A 21699-nucleotide genomic window follows, 5' to 3' on the forward strand; every position below is an offset into this window, starting at 1 on the left:
CACACGAGCGGCCATAAGAAGATGACCGGGCTGGGTAGAACGAGCAGGGCAAGGCCGAGCGGCCGGGAAGATCGGGGCGGCAGGGCCGGGTTGGAGCGGCGTGGCGGGAGCGGCGATAGGGCGCGGTGAAGCGGCAGGGTCGGTTTGGGCAGGGAGCGTGGCACGGCGCGGCGGCGCCGGGCCGGCGGGCTGGGGCGACGGGGTTCCGGGGCGTGCCGGGCGGGTGGGCTGTGCGGCGCGTGGGTCAGGCTTCGCGGCTGGCCATGATCTCGTCGCGGCGGGTGAGGCGGTGGTGGCGGCGGATCTCGGCTTCGCGGCCTCGGCGTTCGTCCTCCGGGGTTTCCGGGGTCACCGGCGGGACGGGGCGCGGGTTGCCGTCGCCGTCGACGGCGACGAAGACCAGGTAGGCGGTGGCGACGCGCGTCGGGGGAACGCCCGCGCGGTCCCACGGTTCGGCGACCACCCGGACGCCCACCTCCATCGATGACCGTCCCGCCCAGTTGACCTGCGCGTGCGCGTGCACCAGGTCACCCACTCGGACCGGGTGCAGGAACGTCATGCCGTCCATCGCGGCGGTGACCGCGGGGCCGCCGGAGTGGCGCTGGGCCACCGCGCCCGCGACGTCGTCGACCAGTTTCATGATGACGCCGCCGTGGACGGTGCCCAGGAGGTTGGTGTCGAGGGCCGTCATGATGTGCGACAGCGAGGTGCGGGCGGCCGACGTCGGCTTCGGTTCCATGGCCGCAGTCTGCCGGCACACGCGAAAGGGGCCGCCCACCACAGTGGACGGCCCCTTCGAAAGCGGGGTGGCTCAGCCGAGCTTGTTGACCGCCAGCGACATGGCCGACTTCTTGTTGGCGGCCTGGTTCGGGTGGATGACACCCTTGCCCGCGGCCTTGTCCAGCTTGCGGCTGGCGTCCTTCAGCAGCTCGGCGGCCTTGGCCTTGTCGCCTGCGTCAGCGGCCTCGCGGAACTTGCGGATCGCGGTCTTGAGCGAGGACTTGACGGACTTGTTGCGAAGGCGGGCCTTCTCGTTCGTCTTGATCCGCTTCATCTGGGACTTGATGTTCGCCATGCGTTTACTCCTCGATCGTCAACCGGATCGCGCGCCGCGAGTGGGATGCGACCGGGGTCGCGTGGCCCTGCGTGTGCAGGTCTCCTCCATGACGGAGTGCCGCACGACGCGCTCGGCAAGGTTAACAGGCCGGTGTTGGGGGATACGAATCGCCTCCCTGAGTTGCGGGTCAGCGCCGCCCGGGGCGAAATGTCACCCAAATGACTGGGAAGGAGACACACCGTGAAGGCGCTGTGGAGTGAGTTCAAGGCGTTCGCGCTCGGCGGGAACATGTTCGACCTCGCACTCGGGTTCATCATCGGCACCGCGTTCGCGGCGCTGGTGGAGAGCCTCGCGGGCAACGTGCTGATGCAGCTTGTCGCGGCGATCTTCGGCAAGCCGGACTTCAGCGGCCTGCTCTTCACCGTCAACGGGGCCGAGCTCAGGTATGGCGCGTTCCTCACCGAGCTGTTGAACTTCCTGCTGCTCGGGCTGGTGCTGTTCGGGCTGGTCAAGCTCATGAAGAAGGCCGGGCTGGGCAACTTCCGGGCGCAGGGCAGCCGCGAGTGTCCGTACTGCAAGGAATTCGTGCCCATCGACGCTCTCAAGTGCAAGTGGTGCACCGCCGATATCGAACCCGCGCAGTTGGAGGAAGAGGACATCGAGATCATCGCCTCGCGGACGAAGGTCGCCGAGTAGGTCAGTCCTCGGATTTGGGCGGGCGGCCTCGTCGGGGGAGGCCGCCCGCCCCGTCCGGCAGCCGTCCGGCGTCGGCGAGGGCCCGGCGGAGCATGAACTCGATCTGCGCGTTGGTGCTGCGCAGCTCGTCGTTCGCCCACCGGGCCACCGCGTCGTGGACCGCGGGGTCCAGGCGCAAGAGGACCTTCTTGCGTTCACTCATCAGTGGTAGAGCGACCCGGTGTTGACCACGGGCTGGGCGTCCCGGTCGCCGCACAGGACGACCAGCAGGTTGCTCACCATCGCCGCCTTGCGTTCCTCGTCTAGTTCGACGACCTCGTTGGCGGCCAGCCGCTCCAGCGCCATCTCCACCATCCCGACCGCTCCCTCCACGATCCGCTGCCGCGCGGCGACGACCGCGCCCGCCTGCTGGCGGCGCAGCATGGCCTGGGCGATCTCCGGCGCGTACGCCAGGTGGGTGATGCGGGACTCGATCACGTTGACCCCGGCCGCCTCGACCCTGGCCGCGATCTCCGCCGACAGCCGGTGGGTGATCTCCTCGGCGTTGTCCCGCAGCGACATCTGGCCGTCGCCGTGGGCGTCGTACGGGTAGGTGTTGGCGATGTGGCGCACCGCGGTCTCGGTCTGGATGGCGACGAAGGCGATGAAGTCGTCGACCTCGAACACCGCCCGCGCGGTGTCCTTGACCTGCCAGACGACGACCGCGGCGATCTCGATGGGGTTGCCGTCGGCGTCGTTGACCTTCATGACCGCGGTCTCGTGGTTGCGGATCCGGGTCGACACGCGGCGGCGGGTGGTGAGCGGGTTGACCCAGCGCAGCCCGTCGAGCCGGACCGTGCCGGTGTAGCGGCCGAGGAACTGCAGGACCCGGGCCTCGCCGGGGGCGACCATGGTGAGCCCGAAGCCCGCCGCCGCGGCGGCGAGGATCGACAGGAACCCGACGACGATCGCGGCGATCGCCAGGCCGGTGGCGATGTCGATCCCTTCCGCGAGTCCGGCGAGGCCGACGGCGATCAGCGCGAAGCCCGCGAGCAGCAGCACAAAGGCCGCGCCCACCAGCGGCAGGCCCGACATGCAGAACGCCTCGGTCTCGCGCACGTGTGGCGTCGGCAGGATCGGTCGGTCGAAGTCAGTGGAAGCCGTAGGTGCGGCCATGGTTCCTCCCCGGTTAGCACTTGCCTATCAAAGTGATATCACTTTTCCGGGGTTGAAGTCCAGTCATCGCCAGCCGTAGCGCTCCCGCAGGGCGACCGCGACCAAGGCGAAGCGGTCGGCCTCCAGCACCGCGCCCTCGCGGCGGATGTCGTGCTCGCCCAGCTCGAACAGCCGGTCCATGCGCAGGAAGGACTCGCGACCGTCGCGGTCCCACTTGCCGGAGCCGAGCGCGAGCCAGTCGTCGCGCTCGCGTTCGTGCGGACTTTTGCTCGACAGCATCAACGCGCGCAGGGCCGTGCCATGGCGCCCGACGACCAGCAGCGGGCGGTCTTTGCCGCGCTGTGGGTCGTCCTCGTAGGGCACCCACGCCCACACGATCTCGCCCGGATCGGCGGCGCCGTCCAGGTCAGGGGCGTAGGCGATGGTGGCCGGGTGATCGGCGGTGGGCACCTGCCACACCGCGCCGCGGGCGGGGCGAGGGTCATCGGAGGAGGCGTGCACGGCGAGCGAGCGTAGTCGCGCGCTGGCCCGATCGCCGGTAGGACTTGAAGGGTGGAGTTCCTCAGCAGCCGACTGATCATCCATCCGGTCGACCCGCCGCGGTCGCTCGCGTTCTACCGCGACGTGCTCGGCCTGGCGATCTTCCGCGAGTTCCCCGGCGGCACGGTGTTCTTCCTCGGCAACGGCCACCTGGAGGTGTCCAGCCAGGGCAGCACCCGGGCGGGTCCCGACCTGGCCCTGTGGCTCCAGGTCCGCGACCTCGCCGCCAGCGTCGACGAGCTGCGCGGCCGGGGCGCGAACATCACCCGGGAGCCGCGGCTGGAGCCGTGGGGCCTGCACGAGGCCTGGCTGGTCGACCCGGACGGCATTCGGATCGTGCTGGTCCAGGTGCCGCCCGACCATCCGATGCGGCTGGACCCCCGAACGCCCTGACGCCGGGCACCCCCAGGCGCCCGGCGGCACAGCGTCGATCAGGGCTTGCCGATCCAGTTCATCGGCGTCAGCGGGGCGATCTGCAGTTCGTTGGCGACCCGGACCATCAAGTCCCGGTCCGGGGGGCCGCCCACGTTCAGCCAGCGCCCGTCCGCGAGCTGGACCACGATGCCGCTCGAGGGCCGGGTGTCGCCGCTCACGCTGACGTGCTTGCCCTGCAGCCCACGGACAGTCACCGGAGTCTCGGTGCGGTTGATGCCGGGCTCATCTATCCAGATCGGCGGGGCGTCCGAGACCGTCGCCTGGATCGCCTTGTCGCCCCCCGACATGCTGCTGCGGAACAGGCTGTAGTGGTTCGGCCGGTCCCCGCTGGCGTTGACCACGTCGTTGACCATGCCGTCGGGGAGCCAGCCGAACCGGAGGGCCTCCGCGGGCACCGCTGCGACCGGGTCGGCCTCGATCGACTGGGCGATCCTGCGCACTGTCTCGATGGCGTTGGGGAAGCCGTTCAGCGACAGCCGCAGCACCTCGCCTGGCGACTGGATCCATATGACCTCGGCGGTGTCGCCGCGGTCGCCGCCGATGGCCATGCCACGGCCCAGATACGCCTGGACGCCGTTGACCTGGATGACCTCGCCCTGCTCGATGCCGTGAGGCAGGCTGCTGCCCGAGCGCCGCTGGAAGATCAACGTCTGGGTGCCGAGGTCAGGCCACCGCACCTCAGCCGGGTTGACCGTCCACACCCGCGACCACGGCTCGTGCTCGCCACCACCCGACCGGGTGAACTCGACGAATCCCTCCGGCAGCCAGGTCGGCTTGTAGGGCAACGCCAGTCCCGGTTCCCGGACCGGCGTGGCCGGGCGCACGGTCGTCGGGCTCGGCTCGCCGGAGGCGACCGGGTTCTCGGTCGGCGCGAGGTCGCGGGTGAGGACGATCGGGACGGTGATGGCGGTCGCGGCCGCCGCGGCGGCGACCGTGAGGCCAACCCACCGCAGGCGCGACGGCCGCTCGGCGGCGCGCAGGGCGGCTTGGATGCGCACGACGTCCGGCGCGCGCTCGGCTTGCCGCTGGAAAGCGGCCTTGATCAGCTCTTCCTGGGTGTCGTTCATCGGGGTGCTCCGGTCGGCTCGGTGAGGGCGCGCAGCGTCGCGTGGGCGCGGGACATGTGGCCGCGCACGGTTCCCGGACGGCAGCGCATCGTGTGGGCGATCTCGTCGTCGGAGAGGCCGCAGTAGTAGCGCAGGGCGAGGGCGGTGCGCTGGCGCGGCGGCAGTTCCCGGAGCCGGGCGAGCATCTCGTCGCGCTCGTCGTAGGCCGCGGTGCCGTCGGCGAGGCTCGGGCCGTAGTCGGCCATCGAGTCGGGGGCGACCCGCACGTCGTGGAACGCCTTGCGCCTGCGCTGCGACAGGTACTCGTTGGTGATCATCCGCCGGACGTAGTGGTCCGGCGGATCCATGGCTCCGATCCGCCGCCACCTCCGCTGGGCCCGCAGCAGCACCTCTTGGACGATGTCCTCGGCGAGGTGCGGGTCGCAGGTCAGCGTGGTGGCGTAGCGGAGCAGGCCGGGGACGCGCTGGGTGACGAACTCCTCCAGGGTCACGGGCGCTCCCTTCTGCTCGTTGATCGCACACCGGTCATACGCGCTCACGGGGGTGATCTGCTGCCTCGCTTGATCACATGCCTAGTGCCAAGAAGTGTCCGGTAGGCGAAGATGCCTGGATGGAGCGCTCAACCAGGTCACGCCGCACCGCCGGCCCGCGGATGGGTGGGCTGTTCGACGGCTACCTCGACCCGCGGCGCCCGCACGCCGGGGCCTACGACGAGATGTTCGCCGACGACGCGGCCGTCCGGCAGGCCTATCGCAGACTCCATGAGCAGTTGGCCGAGTCGCAGCCCGGCGACCTGCAGGCGCGGTCGGAGGCACTGGACCGCGCGCTGGTCGACCAGGGCATCACGTTCTCGCTGTCCGGCCAGGAGCGGCCGTTCCCGCTGGACCTGGTGCCGCGGGTGATCACCGCGGCCGAGTGGGCGCGGCTGGAGAAGGGCATCGTGCAGCGGGTGCAGGCGCTGGAGGCCTTCCTCGCCGACATCTACGGCGACCAGCAGATCATCCGCGACGGCGTGCTGCCCCGGCGGCTGATCACCTCCTGCGACCACTTCCACCGCAACGCCGCGGGCCTGGTGCCGCCCAACGGGGTGCGCATCCACGTGTCCGGGATCGACGTCGTGCGCGACGAGGAGGGCACGTTCCGGGTGCTGGAGGACAACCTCCGCAACCCGTCCGGGGTGTCCTACGTGATGGAGAACCGCCGCACGATGGCGCGCGTGTTCCCCGACCTGTTCGCCAAGCACCGGGTCCGCGCGGTCGGCGACTACGCGGTGAACCTGCTGCGCTCGCTGCGGGCGGCCGCGGCGGCGAACGTGGCCGACCCGACCGTCGTCGTGCTGACCCCGGGTGTGCACAACGCCGCGTACTTCGAGCACTCGCTGCTGGCCAGGCAGATGGGCGTCGAGTTGGTCGAGGGCCGCGACCTGTTCTGCCGCGACAACGTGATCTACCTGCGCACGACCGAGGGCGAGCGCCAGGTCGACGTGATCTACCGGCGCATCGACGACGAGTTCCTCGACCCGGTGCAGTTCCGGCCGGACTCGGTCCTGGGCATCGCGGGCCTGCTCAACGCGGCCCGCGCGGGCAACGTGGTGATCGCGAACGCGGTCGGCAACGGCGTCGGCGACGACAAGCTCGTCTACACCTACCTGCCCGACATCCTGAAGTACTACCTCGGCGAGACGCCGCTGCTGCCCAATGTGGACACCTTCCGCTGCTGGCTTGCCGACGAGCAGGAACAGGTGCTCGACCGGATGGCCGAGCTGGTGGTCAAGCCGGTCGAGGGGTCGGGCGGGTACGGGATCGTCTTCGGGCCGAACGCCTCGGCCAAGGAGCTGGCGTCGCTGCGGACCAAGGTGCGGGCCAACCCGCGCGGGTGGATCGCGCAGCCGGTGGTGCAGCTGTCGACGGTGCCGACGAAGGTGGGGCAGCGGCTCAAGCCGCGCCACGTCGACCTGCGGCCGTTCGCGGTGAACGACGGCAAGTCGGTGTTCGTCCTGCCCGGCGGCCTGACGCGCGTCGCGCTGCCGGAGGGGTCGCTGGTGGTCAACTCGTCGCAGGGCGGCGGGTCGAAGGACACCTGGGTGCTGGCCGCCCGGTCGTCCACTGTGGACAGCGAGCTGAGCGGCGCGGGCCTGGGGGTGGGCGGGCCGCGTGACGACATCGCGCCCGAGCGCGGGCCGGAACTGAGCACGGCGCAGCAGCAACAGCAGCAGCAACAGTCGAGGGAGGGCGGCGATGCTCGCACGCAACGCTGAGTCGCTGTACTGGATCGGGCGCTACGTCGAGCGGGCCGACGACACCGCGCGCATCCTCGACGTCTCCGTCCACCACCTGCTGGAGGACGCCACGGTCGACGCCGACGCCACGAGCCGCCAGCTGCTCGCGGTCCTGGGCATCACCCCGCCGGACGGCACCACGCTCGACGTGCGGCCGCTGACCGACCTGGTGGCGTTCTCCCGGGACCACGCCGGCTCGATCGTCTCGTCCATCACCAGCGCGCGGGAGAACACCCGGGTCGCGCGGGAGGTGGTGTCGACGGAGCTGTGGGAGTGCATCAACGCGATGTGGAACGCGCTGCCCGACCGGCAGAAGGCGGCCAAGCGCACGGGCCCGCACTCGTTCTTCTCGTTCGTCGAGGAGCGCGCGGCGATGTTCGCCGGCCTGGCCGACTCCACGATGAGCCGCGACGACGGGTGGCGGTTCCTGGTGCTGGGGCGGTCGGTCGAGCGCGTCGACATGATCGTCCGGCTGCTGATGTCCCGGGTGGGGGACAAGCCGTCCTCACCTGGCTGGGTGACGGTGCTGCGGTCCGCGGGGGCGCACGACACGTACCTGCGGACGTACCGGGGCGCGCTGGACGCGCGGCGGGTGGTGCAGTTCCTGCTGCTCGACCGCCTGTTCCCGCGCTCGGTGTTCCACGCGCTGCGGCAGGCCGAGTCGTGCCTGGAGCAGCTCGACCACCGGCCGACCGTGCGGGTCGGGGCCAAGGCCGAGGCCATCCGGCTGCTGGGCAAGGCCCGCAGCGACCTGGAGTTCCTGCGGCCGGAAGAGCTGCTGGAGAACCTGACCGGCAGGCTGCTCGACCTGCAGACCACGGTCCGCGACGTCGGCGAGGCCGTGTCCCAGCAGTATTTCCACTCCGTGCCGTGGGTGGCGTGGACCAACGCGGAGGTGAGCCTGTGACGTGGCGGATCCGGGTCGTGCACACGACCGGCTACCGGTACGAGGCACCGGTCGTGCAGTCGTTCAACGAGGCCCGGCTGACCCCGCGCAGCGACCGGCGGCAGAACCTGGTGGTCAGCCGCATCGAGACGACGCCGCCGACGCGGTCCTACCGGTACACCGATTACTGGGGCACCGACGTCACCTCCTTCGACCTGCACGCCCCGCACACGGAACTGAAGATCGTGGCGTCGTCGGTCGTCGAGACGGGCGACACGACCGAGCCGGTCGACGCCGCGACGTGGGCCGACCTGCGCGACCCTGCGGTGGTCGACCGGTACGCGGAGTTCCTGGAGTGGACCCGGTACGTGCCGCGGCACCGGGAACTCGGGATGCTCGCCCGGTCGATGCGGAAGGGGCGGAAGCCGTTCGAGGCGGTGTTGGCCGTGTCTGAATTGGTGCACGACCGGCTGACGTACCGGCGCGGGACCACGGGCGTGCACAGCTCGGCGGTGGACGCGTGGGAGGCGCGGGAGGGCGTCTGCCAGGACTATGCCCATCTGACCCTGAGCATGCTGCGGGCGATCGGGATCCCCGCGCGGTACGTGTCGGGCTACCTGCACACGAAGCCGGAGGCCAAGATCGGCGAAGCCATCCAGGGCGAGAGCCACGCGTGGATCGAGGCGTGGACGGGCGGGTGGTGGGGGTTCGACCCGACGAACGACGTGGAGATCGGGCCGCGACACATCTGGGTGGCGACGGGGCGGGATTACGCGGACGTGTCACCGGTCAAGGGCACCTACAGCGGCGGCGCGGCCTCGGCGATCGAAGTCTCGGTGGCGGTGACCAGGCTCGCATGACGGTGACGTTGCGTAAACGAACCATCGCTGGGAGGTGTGCGAGCGCTCCCGGTCAGGGGCGTCTCGGCGGCATGGGACGATATGGCTATCCCTTGACCATGCGAGGACCTGAGTGGCTACGTTCGCTGACAAGACCTTCACGACACCGGAGCTCATCCGGAACTTCTGCATCATCGCGCACATCGACCACGGCAAGTCCACGCTGGCCGACCGCATGCTGCAGATCACCGGCGTCGTCGAGGCGCGCGACATGCGGGCGCAGTACCTCGACCGGATGGACATCGAGCGTGAGCGCGGCATCACGATCAAGGCGCAGAACGTGCGGCTGCCCTGGGTGGTCGACGGCAACCAGCACGTCCTGCACATGATCGACACGCCGGGGCACGTCGACTTCACCTATGAGGTGTCCCGGGCGCTCGACGCGTGTGAAGGGGCGATTCTGCTGGTCGACGCGGCGCAGGGGATCGAGGCGCAGACGCTGGCCAACCTCTACATGGCGCTCGACCGCGACCTGCACATCATCCCGGTGCTGAACAAGATCGACCTGCCCGCCGCCGACCCGGACAAGTACGCCGCCGAGATCGCCCACATCATCGGGTGCGAGCCCGGCGACGTGCTGCGGGTGTCGGCGAAGACCGGCTTCGGGGTGAGCGAACTGCTCGACGAGGTCGTCAAGCAGGTGCCCGCGCCGGTCGGCAACGCCGACGCGCCCGCGCGGGCGATGATCTTCGACTCGGTCTACGACACCTACCGCGGCGTGGTCACCTACATCCGCGTGGTCGACGGCAAGATCACCCCGCGCGAGCGGATCAAGATGATGTCCACCGGCGCCACGCACGAGCTGCTGGAAGTCGGGATCATCTCCCCGGAGCCCAAGCCCAGCGTCGGCCTCGGCGTCGGCGAGGTGGGCTACCTGATCACCGGTGTGAAGGACGTCCGCCAGTCCCGCGTCGGCGACACCGTCACCTCCGAGCGCAAGGGCGCCACCGAGGCCCTGGCCGGCTACCGCGAGCCGCGCCCGATGGTCTACTCGGGACTGTACCCAGTGGACGGCTCCGACTACCCCGACCTGCGCGACGCGCTCGACAAGCTGCAGCTCAACGACGCCGCCCTCACCTACGAGCCGGAGACCTCCGCCGCGCTCGGGTTCGGGTTCCGGCTGGGCTTCCTCGGCCTGCTGCACCTGGAGATCACCCGCGACCGCCTTGAGCGCGAGTTCGGCCTCGACCTGATCTCGACCGCGCCCAACGTGGTCTACCGGGTCAAGCTGGACGACGGCTCCGAGATGACCGTGACCAACCCGTCGGACTGGCCGGTCGGCAAGATCGCCGAGGTCTACGAGCCGATCACCAAGTGCACCATCATCTCCCCGAGCGAGTTCATCGGCGTGATCATGGAGCTGTGCCAGAGCAAGCGCGGCCAGCTCGGCGGCATGGACTACCTGTCGGAGGAGCGCGTCGAGCTGCGCTACACGATGCCGATGGCCGAGATCATCTTCGACTTCTTCGACACCCTGAAGTCGCGCACCCGCGGCTACGCCTCACTGGACTACGAGGAGTCCGGCGAGCAGACGGCGGACCTGGTCAAGGTCGACATCCTGCTGCAGGGCGAGGCGGTGGACGCGTTCAGCTCGATCGTGCACCGCGACTCCGCCTACGGCTACGGCACCAGGATGACCACCAAGCTGCGCGAGCTGATCCCGCGCCAGCAGTTCGAGGTGCCGATCCAGGCGGCCATCGGCTCCCGCGTGATCGCCCGCGAGACCATCCGCGCCATCCGCAAGGACGTCCTCGCGAAGTGCTACGGCGGTGACATCAGCCGTAAGCGCAAGCTGCTGGAGAAGCAGAAGGAAGGCAAGAAGCGGATGAAGATGGTCGGCCGCGTCGAGGTGCCCCAGGAGGCCTTCGTCGCCGCGCTGTCCACCGACGAAGCACCCGCGAAGGGCAAGAAGTAGCGGAATAGGGGCGGCGCGAGCCGTCCCTATTCCGCGATGCCCTCCAGCGCGACCACCTTGGTGATCCGACCGCGCACGAGGTACTCGCCGGGGACGGAGTTGCGCTCACCGTAGCTCTCGGCGAGGTCTTGGCCCATGTACCGGGCGCCAAGCCTGGTCGCCCACGCCCGGACCTCGGCGAGGTCGTCGACGAACGTCGGCGCGCACTCCAGCATCACGTAGGAGTACGGCGGCTCCTGGTCGTCCACGCACACCGTGAACGTCTTGGCGCGGCGCAGCGCCCGGTACTTCACCGAGTCCGACCACGTCGTGAAGACCAGTTCGTCGCCGTCGAGCAGGAACCAGACCGGGGTGACGTGCGGGGTGCCGTCGCGGCGCACGACGGCCAGCTTGCCCGTACGGGTGCCGTGTTCGACGAACTCGCGCCACCGCTGCTCTGACATCCGGTGCATCGGCTACTCCGCGATCGAGTAGTCGAAGGTGTACGTGTGGGCGCCTTCCTCGTCGCGGCTGATCACCAGTTCGCCGGTCAGGCCCGCCAACTCGTTGGTGCCCGTCCCCGGCACCACCGCCACGCTCACCGTCTGGCCGGAACTGTCCGCTGTGGCCGAGTGGTGGAGCACGAAGCTGCCCGCGTGGCCGTCGAGGTCGCCGTGGAACCGCTCGAACGCCACGTACGCGCCCACACCCGACTCCGGGTTCTGCGCGCCGATCATGTGGACCTCGCTCGTGCCCACCAGCCCGCCGGAGAACGTCTTGGTGAGCGTCACGTGGCCGAGCGCGGTGCCGCCGTGGTCGTCGTACGGGTCCTCGGCGTTCCAGCTGTCGATCACAAACGCACCGGTGGCGTGCTCGGCCATCGTTTCTCCCGCGGGTGTCGTGGTTGCTGTGCATCATGGCAGCCATGACCGACATTCCCGACCCGCTCCCGGCGCTGCGCGAGATCTGCCTGGCATTCCCGGAGGCCACCGAACGCCTCAGCCACGGCGAGCCGACGTGGTTCGTCCGGGAGAAGAAGACCTTCGTGACCTACGCGAACAACCACCACGACGACCGTGTCGCCTTCTGGTGCGCCGCGCCGCCGGGGACGCAGGAGGAACTCGTCGCCGAGGACCCCGAGCGGTACTTCCGGCCGCCCTACGTCGGCCACCGGGGCTGGCTCGGGGTCTATGTGGACGTCGAGGTCGACTGGGCGGAGATCGCCGAGATCGTCGACCAGGCCTACCGGATGGTGGCGCCCAAGCGGCTGGTGGCGGAGTTGGACGCAGGGTAGGCCGTTCGCCCCTATCCGCCTGTCGCGCTTGGTGACATAACCGTCTGAGCCCACACACGGAGTGTGAGCGGGCCACAGAAAGAGCGCCTGATTGGGCGCTCGTCAACCCCGCCGAGAAGAGACTCGGGGATCTGCCTCTTCGCGACGCTTTCGCAACCGCAGGAGGCGTTTGATGTCCATTCGTAGGTCTCGGCTCGCGGTCATCCCGGTCGCGGCCATGGCGCTGGTGGTCGGCTATCTGCCCGCCGCCGTCGCGAATCTGGCGGGCAGCCCGTTCGACGCGGGCGATGGAAACCTCGTCCTCAACGACGAGACCCAGGACTGGGTCAACGCACCCAACCTGAAGGTCGGCCTCGACAAGCCGACCGGGCAGACCGACGACTCGTTCGGCCAGGGCACCAAGGAGGACACCGCGGTCCCGTCGGTCGTCTCCGGCTCGATCCCGAACAACAAGAGCGACCTGACGAGGCTGTACGTCGCCAACGAGAAGGTGGCGTCGAAGGAATTCCTGTACCTGGGGTGGGAGCGGGTGCAGGAGCCCAACGGCACGACCAACATGGACTTCGAGTTCAACCAGAACAGCGCCCTCTCCGGCAACAACGTCACACCGGTCCGGACCGCCGGTGACGTCCTGATCAAGTACGACCTGTCACAGGGTGGCGTCAACCCGTCCCTCGGCTACCACCTCTGGGTGACGGCGGGCGACCCCGCCGCCGTGTGCGAGGCGAACAACTCGGTGCCGTGCTGGGGCAAGCTCCAGCCGCTCGCGGGCTTCTTCGAGGGCGCCATCAACACCGCCCCGGTCTCCGACCCGATCCCGCCGAACGCCCCGCGCACGCTGAGCGCGCGCACCTTCGGTGAGGCCGCGGTCAACCTGACCGACTCCGGCATCCTCCCGGCGGGTGTGTGCAAGACCTTCGGCTCGGCCTACCTGAAGAGCCGCGCGTCCGACTCGTTCACTGCGGCGCTGAAGGACTTCATCGCGCCGGTCCCGGTCAACATCAGCAACTGCGGGTCCATCGTGATCCACAAGGTGACCGTCAACGGTGACAGCACGTTCGCCTACACCACCACCGGCGGCCTCAGTCCGTCGACGTTCAACCTGTCCAACGGCGGCACTCGCACCTACACCGACGTGAACTCCGGCGCGTACACCGTGACCGAGTCGGCCCCGCCCTCCGGCTGGACGTTCGAGAGCCTCGTGTGCACCGCGAGCGGCGCGGGCACCAGCGTCACCACCAGCGGCGCGACCGCGAACATCACCATGGCGGGCGACGGCTTGGTGGACTGCACCTACACCAACAAGACCAAGCTGAGCCCGACCATCACCACCGTCCTCTCGGCGACGTCCGCGCCGGTCGGATCGACGGTCCACGACACGGCGACGCTGTCCGGCGCCTCCGCCAACGCGGGCGGAACCGCGACGTACACCGTCTACAGCGACACCGGCTGCTCGCAGAACCCGCAGGACGCGGGCACGGTTAACGTGACCAACGGGATCGTGCCGAACTCCAACGGGATCACGTTCAACACGGCGGGCACGTTCTACTGGCAGGTCGTCTACAGCGGCGACGCCAACAACAACCCGGCGATCAGTGTCTGCACCAGCGAGATCGTCGTCATCACCAAGATCCAGCCGGGGATGACGACCGCGCAGACCCTGCTGCCCAACGACAGTTCGACGCTGACCGGCGCGACCGCGGGTGCGGGCGGGTCCATCACGTTCAAGCTGTTCAGCCCGGCCGACGCGACCTGCGCGGGCACCCCCGCCCTGACCGAGACCGTCTCCGTCTCGGGCAACGGCACCTACAGCACGACCAACACGACGGTCTTCGCCTCCACCGAGGGCACCTGGCGGTGGCTGGTCACCTACAGCGGTGACGCCAACAACGAGCCGACCACCTCGGCGTGTGGCGTGGAGAACTTCACGATCGACAACGGGTGAGAGCGGGCGGGCCGGGGCGATTTCGCCCCGGCCCGTCACACCATGCTCAGGAACGCCAGCGCGGCCCGGTACTTGGCCCGCAGGCGTTGCTGCGTGTGCTCGTCCAGGTAGTGCAGCCGCTCGGGGGAGGAGTTGTCGGCGATGTCGGCGTACTTCACCGTCAGCGCGAGCGGGTTGGCCGCGACCCTGGCCAGGTAGGTCTCCTGGTCCTCCCCGGGCACCTTGCTGATGGCCACGACCGCCGCGACCACCTCCGCCGGACAGCCCGCGGCGGCCAGGTCGGCTGCGGTGACGGGGGTGTCCTCGATGACGTCGTGCAGCACCGCGGTCATCCGCTCGTAATCGCTGGTCACCCGGCCCATGACACGCAGCGGGTGGCCGATGTACGGTCGCCCGGACTTGTCGACCTGGCCCTCGTGGGCCTCGCGGGCGATGCGGACGGCGTCATCGACGGTGAACATGCCGAAAATCTAACCAACGGCACTGGAACCGCACGTCGATCACACACGTCCTGGTGACAGCGCTACAGGGAGGGGAGGCGGCGATGGACGAACCGTGGGGGCTGTCCGGTCCGGAGTTCTTGAGGCTGTACTGGATAGCGGTGGGCCTCGTCGTGGTGCTCGTCATCATCGCCAAGGTCCGTTCGCGGACCGCGGCGGCGGGGGACCCTAACGACCGCCGCGAGCTCGACCCGTACGAGTTGGCCCTGCTGACCGGCGGGCCGATCCGGGTCGAACAGACCGCGATGGCGGGTCTGGTGTCGCGGGGGGCGATCCGGGTCAACCGGAACGGCGAGGTCATGCGTCCGCACGGCGGCCCGGGTCCCGGTGACGTGGTGCAGGACTACGTGCTCGGCCGGGTTCCCGCCTCGGGCAAGCTGCCGCGATTCGCCACGTTCGGCTTCGGCAACAGCGCGCTGGGCAGGCAGATGATCGACTCGCTGACCCGGCGCGGGTTCATGACCTCGATCCACCGCGCCCGGCGGCTCAACAAGGTGCACTGGCTGTTCCTGGTGGTCATCGCCGTCGGCGGGTATCGCGCGTTCAACGGGCTCCAGCTCGACCGGCCGAGCGCGTTCCTGTTCATCTCGCTGTTCGTCACGCTGTGGGTCTGGATCTTCTGCCGCGCCATCCTCGGCCGGGCACGCAGCCGGGTCACCGCGCGCGGCCGGTCGGAGCTGCTCAACGCGCGGTCGCGCTATCCGCGCACGGTCGGCGTCGGCGCCATGGCCGGGTTCGCCGTGCTGGGGCCGGTGGCGCTGTGGGGGCTGACGGCGTACCCCGACGACGAGCTGAGCGCGGCGTTCGCGATGAGTGGCAGGCAGTCGACGTCCAGTTCGGACAGCGGCTGCGGCAGCGGGTGCTCGGCGAGTTCGTGCTCCAGTTCGAGTTCCAGCAGCGACAGCGGCGGGGGGAGCAGCTGTGGCGGTGGCAGCAGTTGCGGTGGAGGCGGCGGCTGCGGCGGTTAGAGTCGGCGGTGTGATCGCTGATCTCGCGGTGCCGGTGATCGTCGCGCCGATGGCGGGCGGGCCGAGCACCCCGGAGCTGGTGGCGGGCGCGGTCGAGGCGGGCGCGTTCGCCTTCCTCGCCGCCGGATATCTCACCGCCGACGCCCTGCGCGGCCAGATCGAGGCCACGCGGGCGCGTACCGACAAGCCGTTCGGCGTCAACCTGTTCGTGCCCGGCACCGAGTCGACGGCTGACCTGGCGCCGTACCGCGACCTCGTCGCAGGCGAAGCCGCGCGCCTCGGGATCGAGCCGGGCGCGCCCACATGGGACGACGACCACTTCGCCGCGAAGCTCGACGTCGTGCTCGACGCGGCGGTCCCCGTGGTCTCGTTCACCTTCGGCGCGCCCGACGTCGCCCGCCTCAAAGCCGCGGGCGTCTACACGGTCGCGACGGTCACCACGCCCGCGGAGGCGCGCGCGGCCCGCGACTTCGACGCGCTGTGCGTCCAGGGCGGCGCGGCGGGCGCGCACCGAGGATCGTTCGCCAACGAAATCCACCTCTACGACCTGCTGCCGCTGCTGAGCCTGGTCGCGGCCGAGACCGACCAGCCGCTGATCGCCACGGGCGGGCTCATGCACGGCGCCGACGTCGCCGCCGTCCTGGCCGCCGGAGCTGTCGCAGCGCAGTTGGGCACGGCGTTCCTGCGGTGTCCCGAGGCGGGGACGCAGCCCGCGCACCGGGCGGCGCTCGCGGCGGGGGAGCGCGACACCGTGGTCACCCGCGCGTTCAGCGGCCGCCCCGCGCGGGGGATGGCCAACCGGTTCATCGAGGAGTACGGCCCGCACGCGCCCGCCGCGTACCCGGAGATCCACCACCTGACCCGCCCGGTGCGCGCCGCCGCGGCCAAGGCGGGCGACCCGGAGGCGATGGCGCTGTGGGCGGGGCAGGGCTATCCGCTCGCGCGCGAACTCCCGGTCGCGGAACTGGTCGAGGTCCTCGCGGGCGAACTGGACGAAGCGGTTAGGAAACTAGAGTCCGTTCGCGCGCGCCGAGGGCGAAGTCCGCGATGAGGTCCGCGGTCCCGGCCGGGTCGTCGAGCTGGGGGCAGTGGCCGCAGTCGTCGAGGACGCGCAGCGTGCTGTGCGGGACCTCGGCGTGCAGGCGCCGCCCGGACTGGGTGGCCACGAGCTTGTCCTTGCGCCCGACCACCACGGTCAGCGGGCAGCGGATCTCGCCGGGCTGGTAGGCGTCGCGCAGTTCCGACAGCAGCGCGCGGCCCTTGGCCAGCAGCGCCTTGGTCGACTGGTCGTCCCGGACGAGCCCGGCGAAGCGCGCGACCGTGTCCGGGCAGGCGTCACCAGGGCGGGCGTAGAGGAGGCGCGGGATCACCGCCGAGGCGACGGTGCGCACCGCGATGCCGGGGATGGGCAGCGTCGAGTACAGCCACACCGGCAGCGAGTTCGTGTCCAGCGCCCGCAGCATCCACGAGTCGTGCAGCCCGGGCGCGGCGATCGAGACGACCCCGGCCAGCGGCAGCGCCGGGTTCTGCGCGGCCCGCAGCGCCGCCGTGCCGCCCATCGAGTTGCCGACCAGCACCACCGGCCCGCCGCGGCCGGTCACCAGGTCGGCGAGGAACGCGTCGAGCTGCGGCAGGATCGGGCCGGGCGCCAGGTCCTCGGCCTCGCCGAAGCCGGGCAGGTCGACCGCCATGGCCGCCTGCCCGCGCTCGGCGAACTCCGCCAGCACGCCGCGCCAGGTGTCCGCCGAGTCGCCGAACCCGTGCAGCAGCACGACGCGGGGGCGTCTGCCGACTGACAGCACCCGGGTCCGCACCCCGCCAACTGTGCGCTGGTTCACTCGAATGGACGACATAGCGACAGAGGCTAAGCGGCGAACCCGAAAAAGTCTCGACACCAACCGGTAACAAACCGGTGCCGTTTCACCTGGTGAAAACGATCTTCCCGTTGGTCTCGCCGTCGAGCATCTGCTCGAAACCGGTCCTGGCCTGCTCGAACGGCAGCTCGGTGCCGATCTTGGGCTTGATCCCGGCCAGGTCGCAGAAACGCAGCAGGTCGGCCAGTTCCTCGCGGGTGCCCATGGTCGACCCGACCACGCGCAGCTGCAGGAAGAACAGCCGCTGCAGGTCGGCGCTCGGGTCGGGGCCGCTGGTGGAACCCGACACCACGATGACGCCGCCCGGCTTGAGCGCCTTCATCGAGTGCGCCCAGGTGGCCTTGCCGACGGTCTCGAACACCGCGTCGACCCGCTCGGGCAGCCGCGCGCCCGACTCGAACGTCGCGTGCGCGCCCAGCTCGGCGGCCAGCGCGCGCTTCTCCTCGGTGCGGCCGGTGACCCAGACCCGCAGGCCCGCGGCCTTGCCCAGCTCGATCAGCGCGGTCGACACGCCACCGGAGGCGCCCTGGACGAGCATCGTCTGGCCAGGGCGCAGGCCCGACTTCACGAAGATCATCCGGTAGGCGGTCAGCCATGCCGTGCCCATGCACGCGGCCTCGGCGAAGCTCAGCCCGGCGGGCTTGGGCAGGGCGTTGCGCGCGGGCACGACCACGGTGTCGGCGAAGGTGCCCTGGTGCTTCTCGGTGAGCAGCGTCCGCGTCGGGTCGAGGGTCTCGTCGCCCGCCCACGCGGGGTCGCCGATGACCGAGTGCAGCACGACCTCGGTGCCGTCGGCCAGCGTGCCCGCGCCGTCGCAGCCCAGGATCATCGGGAACGACTCGGCCTTGATGCCGACGCCCTTCAGCGTCCACAGGTCGTGCATGTTCAGGCTGGCGGCCTTGACCGACACGGCCACCCAGCCGTCGGGAACCTCGGGCTCCGGGCGTTCCCCGATGGTCAGCGAGGCCAACGGGTCGTCGGGACTGGGCGCGGCGGCGTAGACGGCGAACATGGCCGCAACATAGCGACCATGAAGGGGCGACGCCGCACGGAAGTGGCCAAGGTCTACTCTGCGAGTTGTGCCTGACTGGTGGGATGACGTCGAGCTGTGGGTCGCCCAGCTCCCGTTCGCCCTGCAGTTCACCCTGGTGATGGCCGTGCTGCTGCCGCTGTGCGTGGTGGCGGCCTGGCTGATCGACCGGGGCGTCGACTGGGGCATCCACTTCGCCCGCGCCCGCTTCGGCCGGACCCGCGCCGAGCACCCGCTGGGGTCGCGCGCCAAGACGGATTCGTAGGCTGGCGGGGTGGGTTCGAGAAAACGCATCACCGCCGCGCTCGTCGGCCTGGTCGTCCTGGTCCTCGCGGGCTGGCTTGTCCGCGAACTCGGCACGGGTGAGGCCGCGCCGACGCCCGCGCCCGCGTCATCGGGCGCGGTGCCCGGGGCCGAGTCCAAGCTGTCGGTGCGCCCGCTGTCCGAGCTGCCCGCCGAGGCCGCCGCGACCTGGCGGCTCATCCAGCGCGGCGGTCCGTTCCCGTACCCGCGCAACGACGGCACGACGTTCCAGAACCGCGAGAAGCTGCTGCCCGCGAAGTCGTCGGGCTACTACCGGGAGTACACCGTGCCAACGCCAGGAAGCCCGGATCGCGGCGCCCGCCGCCTGATCACGGGCTCGGAAAAAGAGCTGTTCTACACCGCGGACCACTACGCGTCCTTCGTGCTCGTGGACCCGACCCGATGATCGAACACGTGCTGGACGGCACGAAGATCCGCAGCAAGCGGGCCATGTTCACCGCACTGGCCGAGGCGCTGAAGTTCCCGGACTGGTTCGGCCACAACCTCGACGCGCTCTACGACTGCCTGACCGACCTGTCGTGGCTGCCCGCCGACCACCACGTGCTGATCTGGACGCACTCGCAGATCCTGGCCAAGGCCGACCCGCCCGGCTACCGCGCGATCCGCGAGGTCCTCGACGACGCCGTCGAGGGCGCGGCCGGGAGCGACCGCACCATCGAACTGGTCATCGCCCGCGACCAGGCGTAAGCCCGGTGCCGGTCTAGCGGCACCGGGCTCGATGTGCGCTAGTCGGCGGGAACCCAGTTGGGCTTGCGCTTCTGGGCGAACGCCGTGATGCCCTCTTGGCCCTCGGGGCTGGCGAAGAAGCCCGCCGACAGCTTCAGCATCTCGGCGAAGTTCGTCGACAGGTCGGCGGCGGGCTCGCGGCGCAGCATCTCCTTGGTGGCCGCCAGCGCGACCGGGCCGCCCAGCGCCAGCATGCCGGTGTAGCGGTCGACCTCGGCGTCGAGGCCCTCGGCAGGGACCGCGGAGTTGATCAGCCCGATCTGGACCGCGCGGTGCGCGTCGAACGACTCGCCGGTCAGGAACAGCTCGTGCGCGGCGCGGGGGAGCAGGCGGGGCAGGACGGTCACCGAGATGACCGCGGGCACCACGCCGATGCGGACCTCGGTGAAGGCGAACGTCGCGCTGTCGGCGGCCACGGCGATGTCGCACGCCGCGACGATGCCGACGCCGCCCGCGCGGGCCGGTCCGGCCAGCTTCGCCACGACCGGCTTGGGGCTGGTCCAGAGCTGTTCCAGGATCGCCGGGAACTCGTTGACCCCCTGGTCGCCGGACGACGCGCCGCCCGCTTCCTTCAGGTCCATCCCGGCGCAGAACACCGGCCCGGTGTGGTCGAGGACGATCACGCGCACGGCGTCGTCGCCGATCGCGGTGGTCAGGTGGTCGCGCAGCTCGCCGCGCAGCTGCCGGGACAGCGCGTTGCGGTTGTGGGGCGAGTCGAGCGTGATCCGCGCGACGCCACGGGAGACCTCGTAGTGCACCAACTCGTCAGCCATGCGCTCACCCTAACGGCGGGTGGGTGACCATCCCTGGTTCGGGTTGACCTGGTGGTGTGGCGCGGAAACCGGGGTTCCATGGGTGGACTGCCAGGCAAGGACGGACCTCGGAGGGACCCATGCGCAAGGCGGTACTCGTTTCCTCGTGTCTCTGGCCGCTCTGGTGACTGTCGCGCCGACCGCGACCGCGGAGCCCGCCGCACCGGTGGCGCCCGCCGTCGCCCAGCCCGGCATCGACTTCGGGTGGACCGCCGCGACGGTCACGCTCAATCCGAAGGACCAGCGGATCATCCTCAACGGCGGCGGCGCGGCGTTCGGCGCCATGGTCGGCGCGGTCGCCTGCTCGGCGAGCGGACCGGGCGCCGTGCTGTGCGGCGCGGTCGGTGCCGCTGTCGGAGCGATGGTGTTCGCCGCGATCCAGGAGTACGGCGTTCGTGAGGGCTGCAACGTGAAGGTGACGTTGAACTACGTGCCGCCGGGCACCGTCCGCAAGATCTGGCGCAGCGGCAAGGGCTGCTGAACGGACGCCGGGCCCGCGCTCGCGCGGGCCCGGCTGCTCTCACGCGATCGTGGTGGTCGTGATCACCGGGTTGGGGTTGGGGTAGCACTTCGTGGGCACGTTCATGTCGCCCAGGAACGAGCGGACCACGGCGGTGAAGGTCAGGCCGGGATCGGTGTAGCTGGTGCCGTAGAGCTTGGTCTGGATGGTCCCGGACGCGCCCGCCGTCAGGTTCGCGGTGACGGTCGGCAGCTCGAACGTCGCCCCGCCGTTGATGGGTCCGGTCGCGGTGATCGTGGCGACCCCGTTGGCGACGCTGATGCTGGTCGTGCCCACGTTCGAGCCGCCGGACAGGGTGGCCGAGACGTAGGTCGAGTTGGCCGGGATCGGCACCTTCAGCGCCATCGTGTGCACCCGGCGCACGGTGTAGCCGTTGACGCTCGCCGGGATCGTGTTGGGCGCGGGGTCGATCACGATGGACAGCGCGCCGCCCGGGGCGACCGTCGCCGGGGCGGTCACCTCGGCGTTCTGCTGCAGCGTGAAGTTCTGCGGTCCCACCGGGGTGCTGCCTTGACAGGCGAAGTTGACGGTGGTCGGCACGGCGGCCGCCACCGGCGCGAACGCCACGATCGGCACGGCCACTAGGGCGGCGATGGACAGGGCTCGACGCAGGGTCGATGTCATCTGGTCACCTCGAATGTGCTGGTGGACAACGGTTCGGGGTGGATCAGCCGCGGCACCAAGATATTTACTTGTGAGTAGCTTTTCGGTCAAGTTGTCACGGTATTGCGAAGTTTTCGGTCGACAACTGTCCGAAACGGCGAACCGGATTCACCTCTCGCTCGTTGCGACAAGCAGG

28 protein-coding genes are annotated in these 21699 nt (G+C 70.2%); 14 read left to right on the plus strand and 14 right to left on the minus strand.

The annotated features are described in order from the left end of the window. Positions 1-244: 244 nt before the first annotated feature. Together ACSHT8_RS31730 and rpsT are read right to left on the minus strand one after the other, a co-directional pair. The gene (locus tag ACSHT8_RS31730) at positions 245-739 is read right to left on the minus strand and encodes an acyl-CoA thioesterase (RefSeq protein ID WP_436495254.1); all 495 of its coding nucleotides are present in this window, start codon (positions 737-739) and stop codon (positions 245-247) included. A 72-nt stretch (positions 740-811) separates the two neighbouring features. Continuing rightward, a complete protein-coding gene (gene rpsT / locus ACSHT8_RS31735) occupies positions 812-1075 on the minus strand; it encodes a 30S ribosomal protein S20 (RefSeq protein WP_436495256.1) in 264 nt (87 codons plus the stop codon). A gap of 222 nt (positions 1076-1297) precedes the next feature. On the opposite strand from rpsT, the gene mscL reads away from it, so the two are divergent. Next, the gene (gene mscL, locus ACSHT8_RS31740; protein WP_436495258.1) at positions 1298-1753 is read left to right on the plus strand and encodes a large conductance mechanosensitive channel protein MscL; all 456 of its coding nucleotides are present in this window, start codon (positions 1298-1300) and stop codon (positions 1751-1753) included. Position 1754: 1 nt separating this feature from the next. On the opposite strand, the gene ACSHT8_RS31745 is transcribed toward mscL, so the two are convergent. The 3 genes from ACSHT8_RS31745 to ACSHT8_RS31755 all read right to left on the minus strand — a co-directional run bounded on the left by ACSHT8_RS31745 (position 1755) and on the right by ACSHT8_RS31755 (position 3409). Next, positions 1755-1955 carry a hypothetical protein gene (locus tag ACSHT8_RS31745; protein WP_436495259.1) on the minus strand — a complete coding sequence of 67 codons (201 nt, stop codon included), beginning with the start codon at positions 1953-1955 and terminating at the stop codon, positions 1755-1757. Further along, complete coding sequence (locus ACSHT8_RS31750; RefSeq protein WP_436495261.1) at positions 1955-2908, minus strand: SPFH domain-containing protein; 954 nt, start codon at positions 2906-2908, stop codon at positions 1955-1957. Before ACSHT8_RS31750 ends, ACSHT8_RS31745 begins: the two co-directional genes overlap by 1 nt. Positions 2909-2971: 63 nt before the next feature. Further along, positions 2972-3409, minus strand: coding sequence for a type II toxin-antitoxin system PemK/MazF family toxin (locus tag ACSHT8_RS31755; RefSeq protein ID WP_436495263.1), 438 nt, complete (start codon positions 3407-3409; stop codon positions 2972-2974). A gap of 51 nt (positions 3410-3460) precedes the next feature. Between ACSHT8_RS31755 and ACSHT8_RS31760 the strand changes: the two genes are divergently transcribed. Then, positions 3461-3841: a VOC family protein gene (locus ACSHT8_RS31760; RefSeq protein WP_436495265.1), complete on the plus strand. Its 381-nt coding sequence runs from the start codon at positions 3461-3463 to the stop codon at positions 3839-3841. 38 nt (positions 3842-3879) lie between these two features. Here the strand turns inward: ACSHT8_RS31760 and ACSHT8_RS31765 are convergent, their stop codons facing one another. Together ACSHT8_RS31765 and ACSHT8_RS31770 are read right to left on the minus strand one after the other, a co-directional pair. Further along, positions 3880-4950 carry a hypothetical protein gene (locus tag ACSHT8_RS31765; RefSeq protein WP_436495267.1) on the minus strand — a complete coding sequence of 357 codons (1071 nt, stop codon included), beginning with the start codon at positions 4948-4950 and terminating at the stop codon, positions 3880-3882. Next, positions 4947-5441 carry a SigE family RNA polymerase sigma factor gene (locus tag ACSHT8_RS31770; protein WP_436495269.1) on the minus strand — a complete coding sequence of 165 codons (495 nt, stop codon included), beginning with the start codon at positions 5439-5441 and terminating at the stop codon, positions 4947-4949. The genes ACSHT8_RS31765 and ACSHT8_RS31770 overlap by 4 nt, the downstream gene beginning before the upstream one ends. 119 nt (positions 5442-5560) lie before the next feature. Here ACSHT8_RS31770 and ACSHT8_RS31775 point away from each other — a divergent pair, with 119 nt between their 5' ends. From ACSHT8_RS31775 to lepA, 4 genes are all read left to right on the plus strand, one after another. Then, positions 5561-7207, plus strand: coding sequence for a circularly permuted type 2 ATP-grasp protein (locus ACSHT8_RS31775; RefSeq protein WP_436495271.1), 1647 nt, complete (start codon positions 5561-5563; stop codon positions 7205-7207). Then, complete coding sequence (locus ACSHT8_RS31780; RefSeq protein ID WP_436495273.1) at positions 7188-8135, plus strand: alpha-E domain-containing protein; 948 nt, start codon at positions 7188-7190, stop codon at positions 8133-8135. Before ACSHT8_RS31775 ends, ACSHT8_RS31780 begins: the two co-directional genes overlap by 20 nt. Then, positions 8132-8974, plus strand: a complete 843-nt coding sequence (locus tag ACSHT8_RS31785; RefSeq protein ID WP_436495275.1) for a transglutaminase family protein — start codon at positions 8132-8134, stop codon at positions 8972-8974. The genes ACSHT8_RS31780 and ACSHT8_RS31785 overlap by 4 nt, the downstream gene beginning before the upstream one ends. Positions 8975-9086: 112 nt before the next feature. Continuing rightward, positions 9087-10928 (plus strand): translation elongation factor 4, encoded by a 1842-nt coding sequence (lepA, locus tag ACSHT8_RS31790; protein WP_436495277.1) that lies wholly within the window; start codon positions 9087-9089, stop codon positions 10926-10928. 26 nt (positions 10929-10954) lie between these two features. Here the strand turns inward: lepA and ACSHT8_RS31795 are convergent, their stop codons facing one another. Continuing rightward, positions 10955-11380: a PPOX class F420-dependent oxidoreductase gene (locus ACSHT8_RS31795; RefSeq protein WP_436495279.1), complete on the minus strand. Its 426-nt coding sequence runs from the start codon at positions 11378-11380 to the stop codon at positions 10955-10957. Positions 11381-11383: 3 nt separating this feature from the next. Continuing rightward, a complete protein-coding gene (locus tag ACSHT8_RS31800; protein ID WP_436495281.1) occupies positions 11384-11788 on the minus strand; it encodes a DUF3224 domain-containing protein in 405 nt (134 codons plus the stop codon). Positions 11789-11832: 44 nt separating this feature from the next. Between ACSHT8_RS31800 and ACSHT8_RS31805 the strand changes: the two genes are divergently transcribed. Continuing rightward, positions 11833-12201: an MmcQ/YjbR family DNA-binding protein gene (locus ACSHT8_RS31805; protein ID WP_436495283.1), complete on the plus strand. Its 369-nt coding sequence runs from the start codon at positions 11833-11835 to the stop codon at positions 12199-12201. A gap of 172 nt (positions 12202-12373) precedes the next feature. Next, positions 12374-14146, plus strand: a complete 1773-nt coding sequence (locus ACSHT8_RS31810; protein WP_436495285.1) for a prealbumin-like fold domain-containing protein — start codon at positions 12374-12376, stop codon at positions 14144-14146. 35 nt (positions 14147-14181) lie between these two features. On the opposite strand, the gene ACSHT8_RS31815 is transcribed toward ACSHT8_RS31810, so the two are convergent. Beyond that, positions 14182-14607, minus strand: coding sequence for an HD domain-containing protein (locus ACSHT8_RS31815; protein WP_436495286.1), 426 nt, complete (start codon positions 14605-14607; stop codon positions 14182-14184). A gap of 83 nt (positions 14608-14690) precedes the next feature. Between ACSHT8_RS31815 and ACSHT8_RS31820 the strand changes: the two genes are divergently transcribed. Together ACSHT8_RS31820 and ACSHT8_RS31825 are read left to right on the plus strand one after the other, a co-directional pair. Continuing rightward, on the plus strand, positions 14691-15614 hold the full coding sequence (locus ACSHT8_RS31820; RefSeq protein WP_436495288.1) for a TIGR04222 domain-containing membrane protein: 924 nt from the start codon (positions 14691-14693) through the stop codon (positions 15612-15614). A gap of 10 nt (positions 15615-15624) precedes the next feature. Next, positions 15625-16665 (plus strand): nitronate monooxygenase, encoded by a 1041-nt coding sequence (locus ACSHT8_RS31825; RefSeq protein WP_436495290.1) that lies wholly within the window; start codon positions 15625-15627, stop codon positions 16663-16665. Here ACSHT8_RS31825 and ACSHT8_RS31830 read toward each other — a convergent pair. Together ACSHT8_RS31830 and ACSHT8_RS31835 are read right to left on the minus strand one after the other, a co-directional pair. Further along, entirely contained in the window at positions 16616-17467 is an 852-nt protein-coding gene (locus ACSHT8_RS31830; protein WP_436495292.1) for an alpha/beta fold hydrolase, read from the minus strand. The genes ACSHT8_RS31825 and ACSHT8_RS31830 overlap by 50 nt on opposite strands. Before the next feature lie 67 nt (positions 17468-17534). Then, positions 17535-18500 (minus strand): zinc-binding dehydrogenase, encoded by a 966-nt coding sequence (locus ACSHT8_RS31835; protein WP_436495294.1) that lies wholly within the window; start codon positions 18498-18500, stop codon positions 17535-17537. Positions 18501-18567: 67 nt separating this feature from the next. Between ACSHT8_RS31835 and ACSHT8_RS31840 the strand changes: the two genes are divergently transcribed. From ACSHT8_RS31840 to ACSHT8_RS31850, 3 genes are read left to right on the plus strand one after another with little or no spacing between them, the layout of a single operon-like run. Continuing rightward, on the plus strand, positions 18568-18783 hold the full coding sequence (locus tag ACSHT8_RS31840; RefSeq protein ID WP_436495296.1) for a hypothetical protein: 216 nt from the start codon (positions 18568-18570) through the stop codon (positions 18781-18783). A 9-nt stretch (positions 18784-18792) separates the two neighbouring features. Continuing rightward, entirely contained in the window at positions 18793-19227 is a 435-nt protein-coding gene (locus tag ACSHT8_RS31845; RefSeq protein WP_436495298.1) for a ribonuclease domain-containing protein, read from the plus strand. Further along, positions 19224-19529, plus strand: a complete 306-nt coding sequence (locus ACSHT8_RS31850) for a barstar family protein (RefSeq protein ID WP_436495300.1) — start codon at positions 19224-19226, stop codon at positions 19527-19529. Before ACSHT8_RS31845 ends, ACSHT8_RS31850 begins: the two co-directional genes overlap by 4 nt. A gap of 38 nt (positions 19530-19567) precedes the next feature. Here the strand turns inward: ACSHT8_RS31850 and ACSHT8_RS31855 are convergent, their stop codons facing one another. Then, on the minus strand, positions 19568-20341 hold the full coding sequence (locus tag ACSHT8_RS31855) for an enoyl-CoA hydratase family protein (protein WP_436495302.1): 774 nt from the start codon (positions 20339-20341) through the stop codon (positions 19568-19570). 145 nt (positions 20342-20486) lie between these two features. On the opposite strand from ACSHT8_RS31855, the gene ACSHT8_RS31860 reads away from it, so the two are divergent. Continuing rightward, on the plus strand, positions 20487-20861 hold the full coding sequence (locus tag ACSHT8_RS31860; RefSeq protein ID WP_436495304.1) for a hypothetical protein: 375 nt from the start codon (positions 20487-20489) through the stop codon (positions 20859-20861). A 39-nt stretch (positions 20862-20900) separates the two neighbouring features. On the opposite strand, the gene ACSHT8_RS31865 is transcribed toward ACSHT8_RS31860, so the two are convergent. Then, the gene (locus ACSHT8_RS31865; RefSeq protein WP_436495305.1) at positions 20901-21524 is read right to left on the minus strand and encodes a cyclase; all 624 of its coding nucleotides are present in this window, start codon (positions 21522-21524) and stop codon (positions 20901-20903) included. Between the last annotated feature and the right edge of the window lie 175 nt (positions 21525-21699).

It is taken from the genome of Actinokineospora sp. HUAS TT18 (genome assembly GCF_051364635.1).
Classification (GTDB): domain Bacteria; phylum Actinomycetota; class Actinomycetes; order Mycobacteriales; family Pseudonocardiaceae; genus Actinokineospora.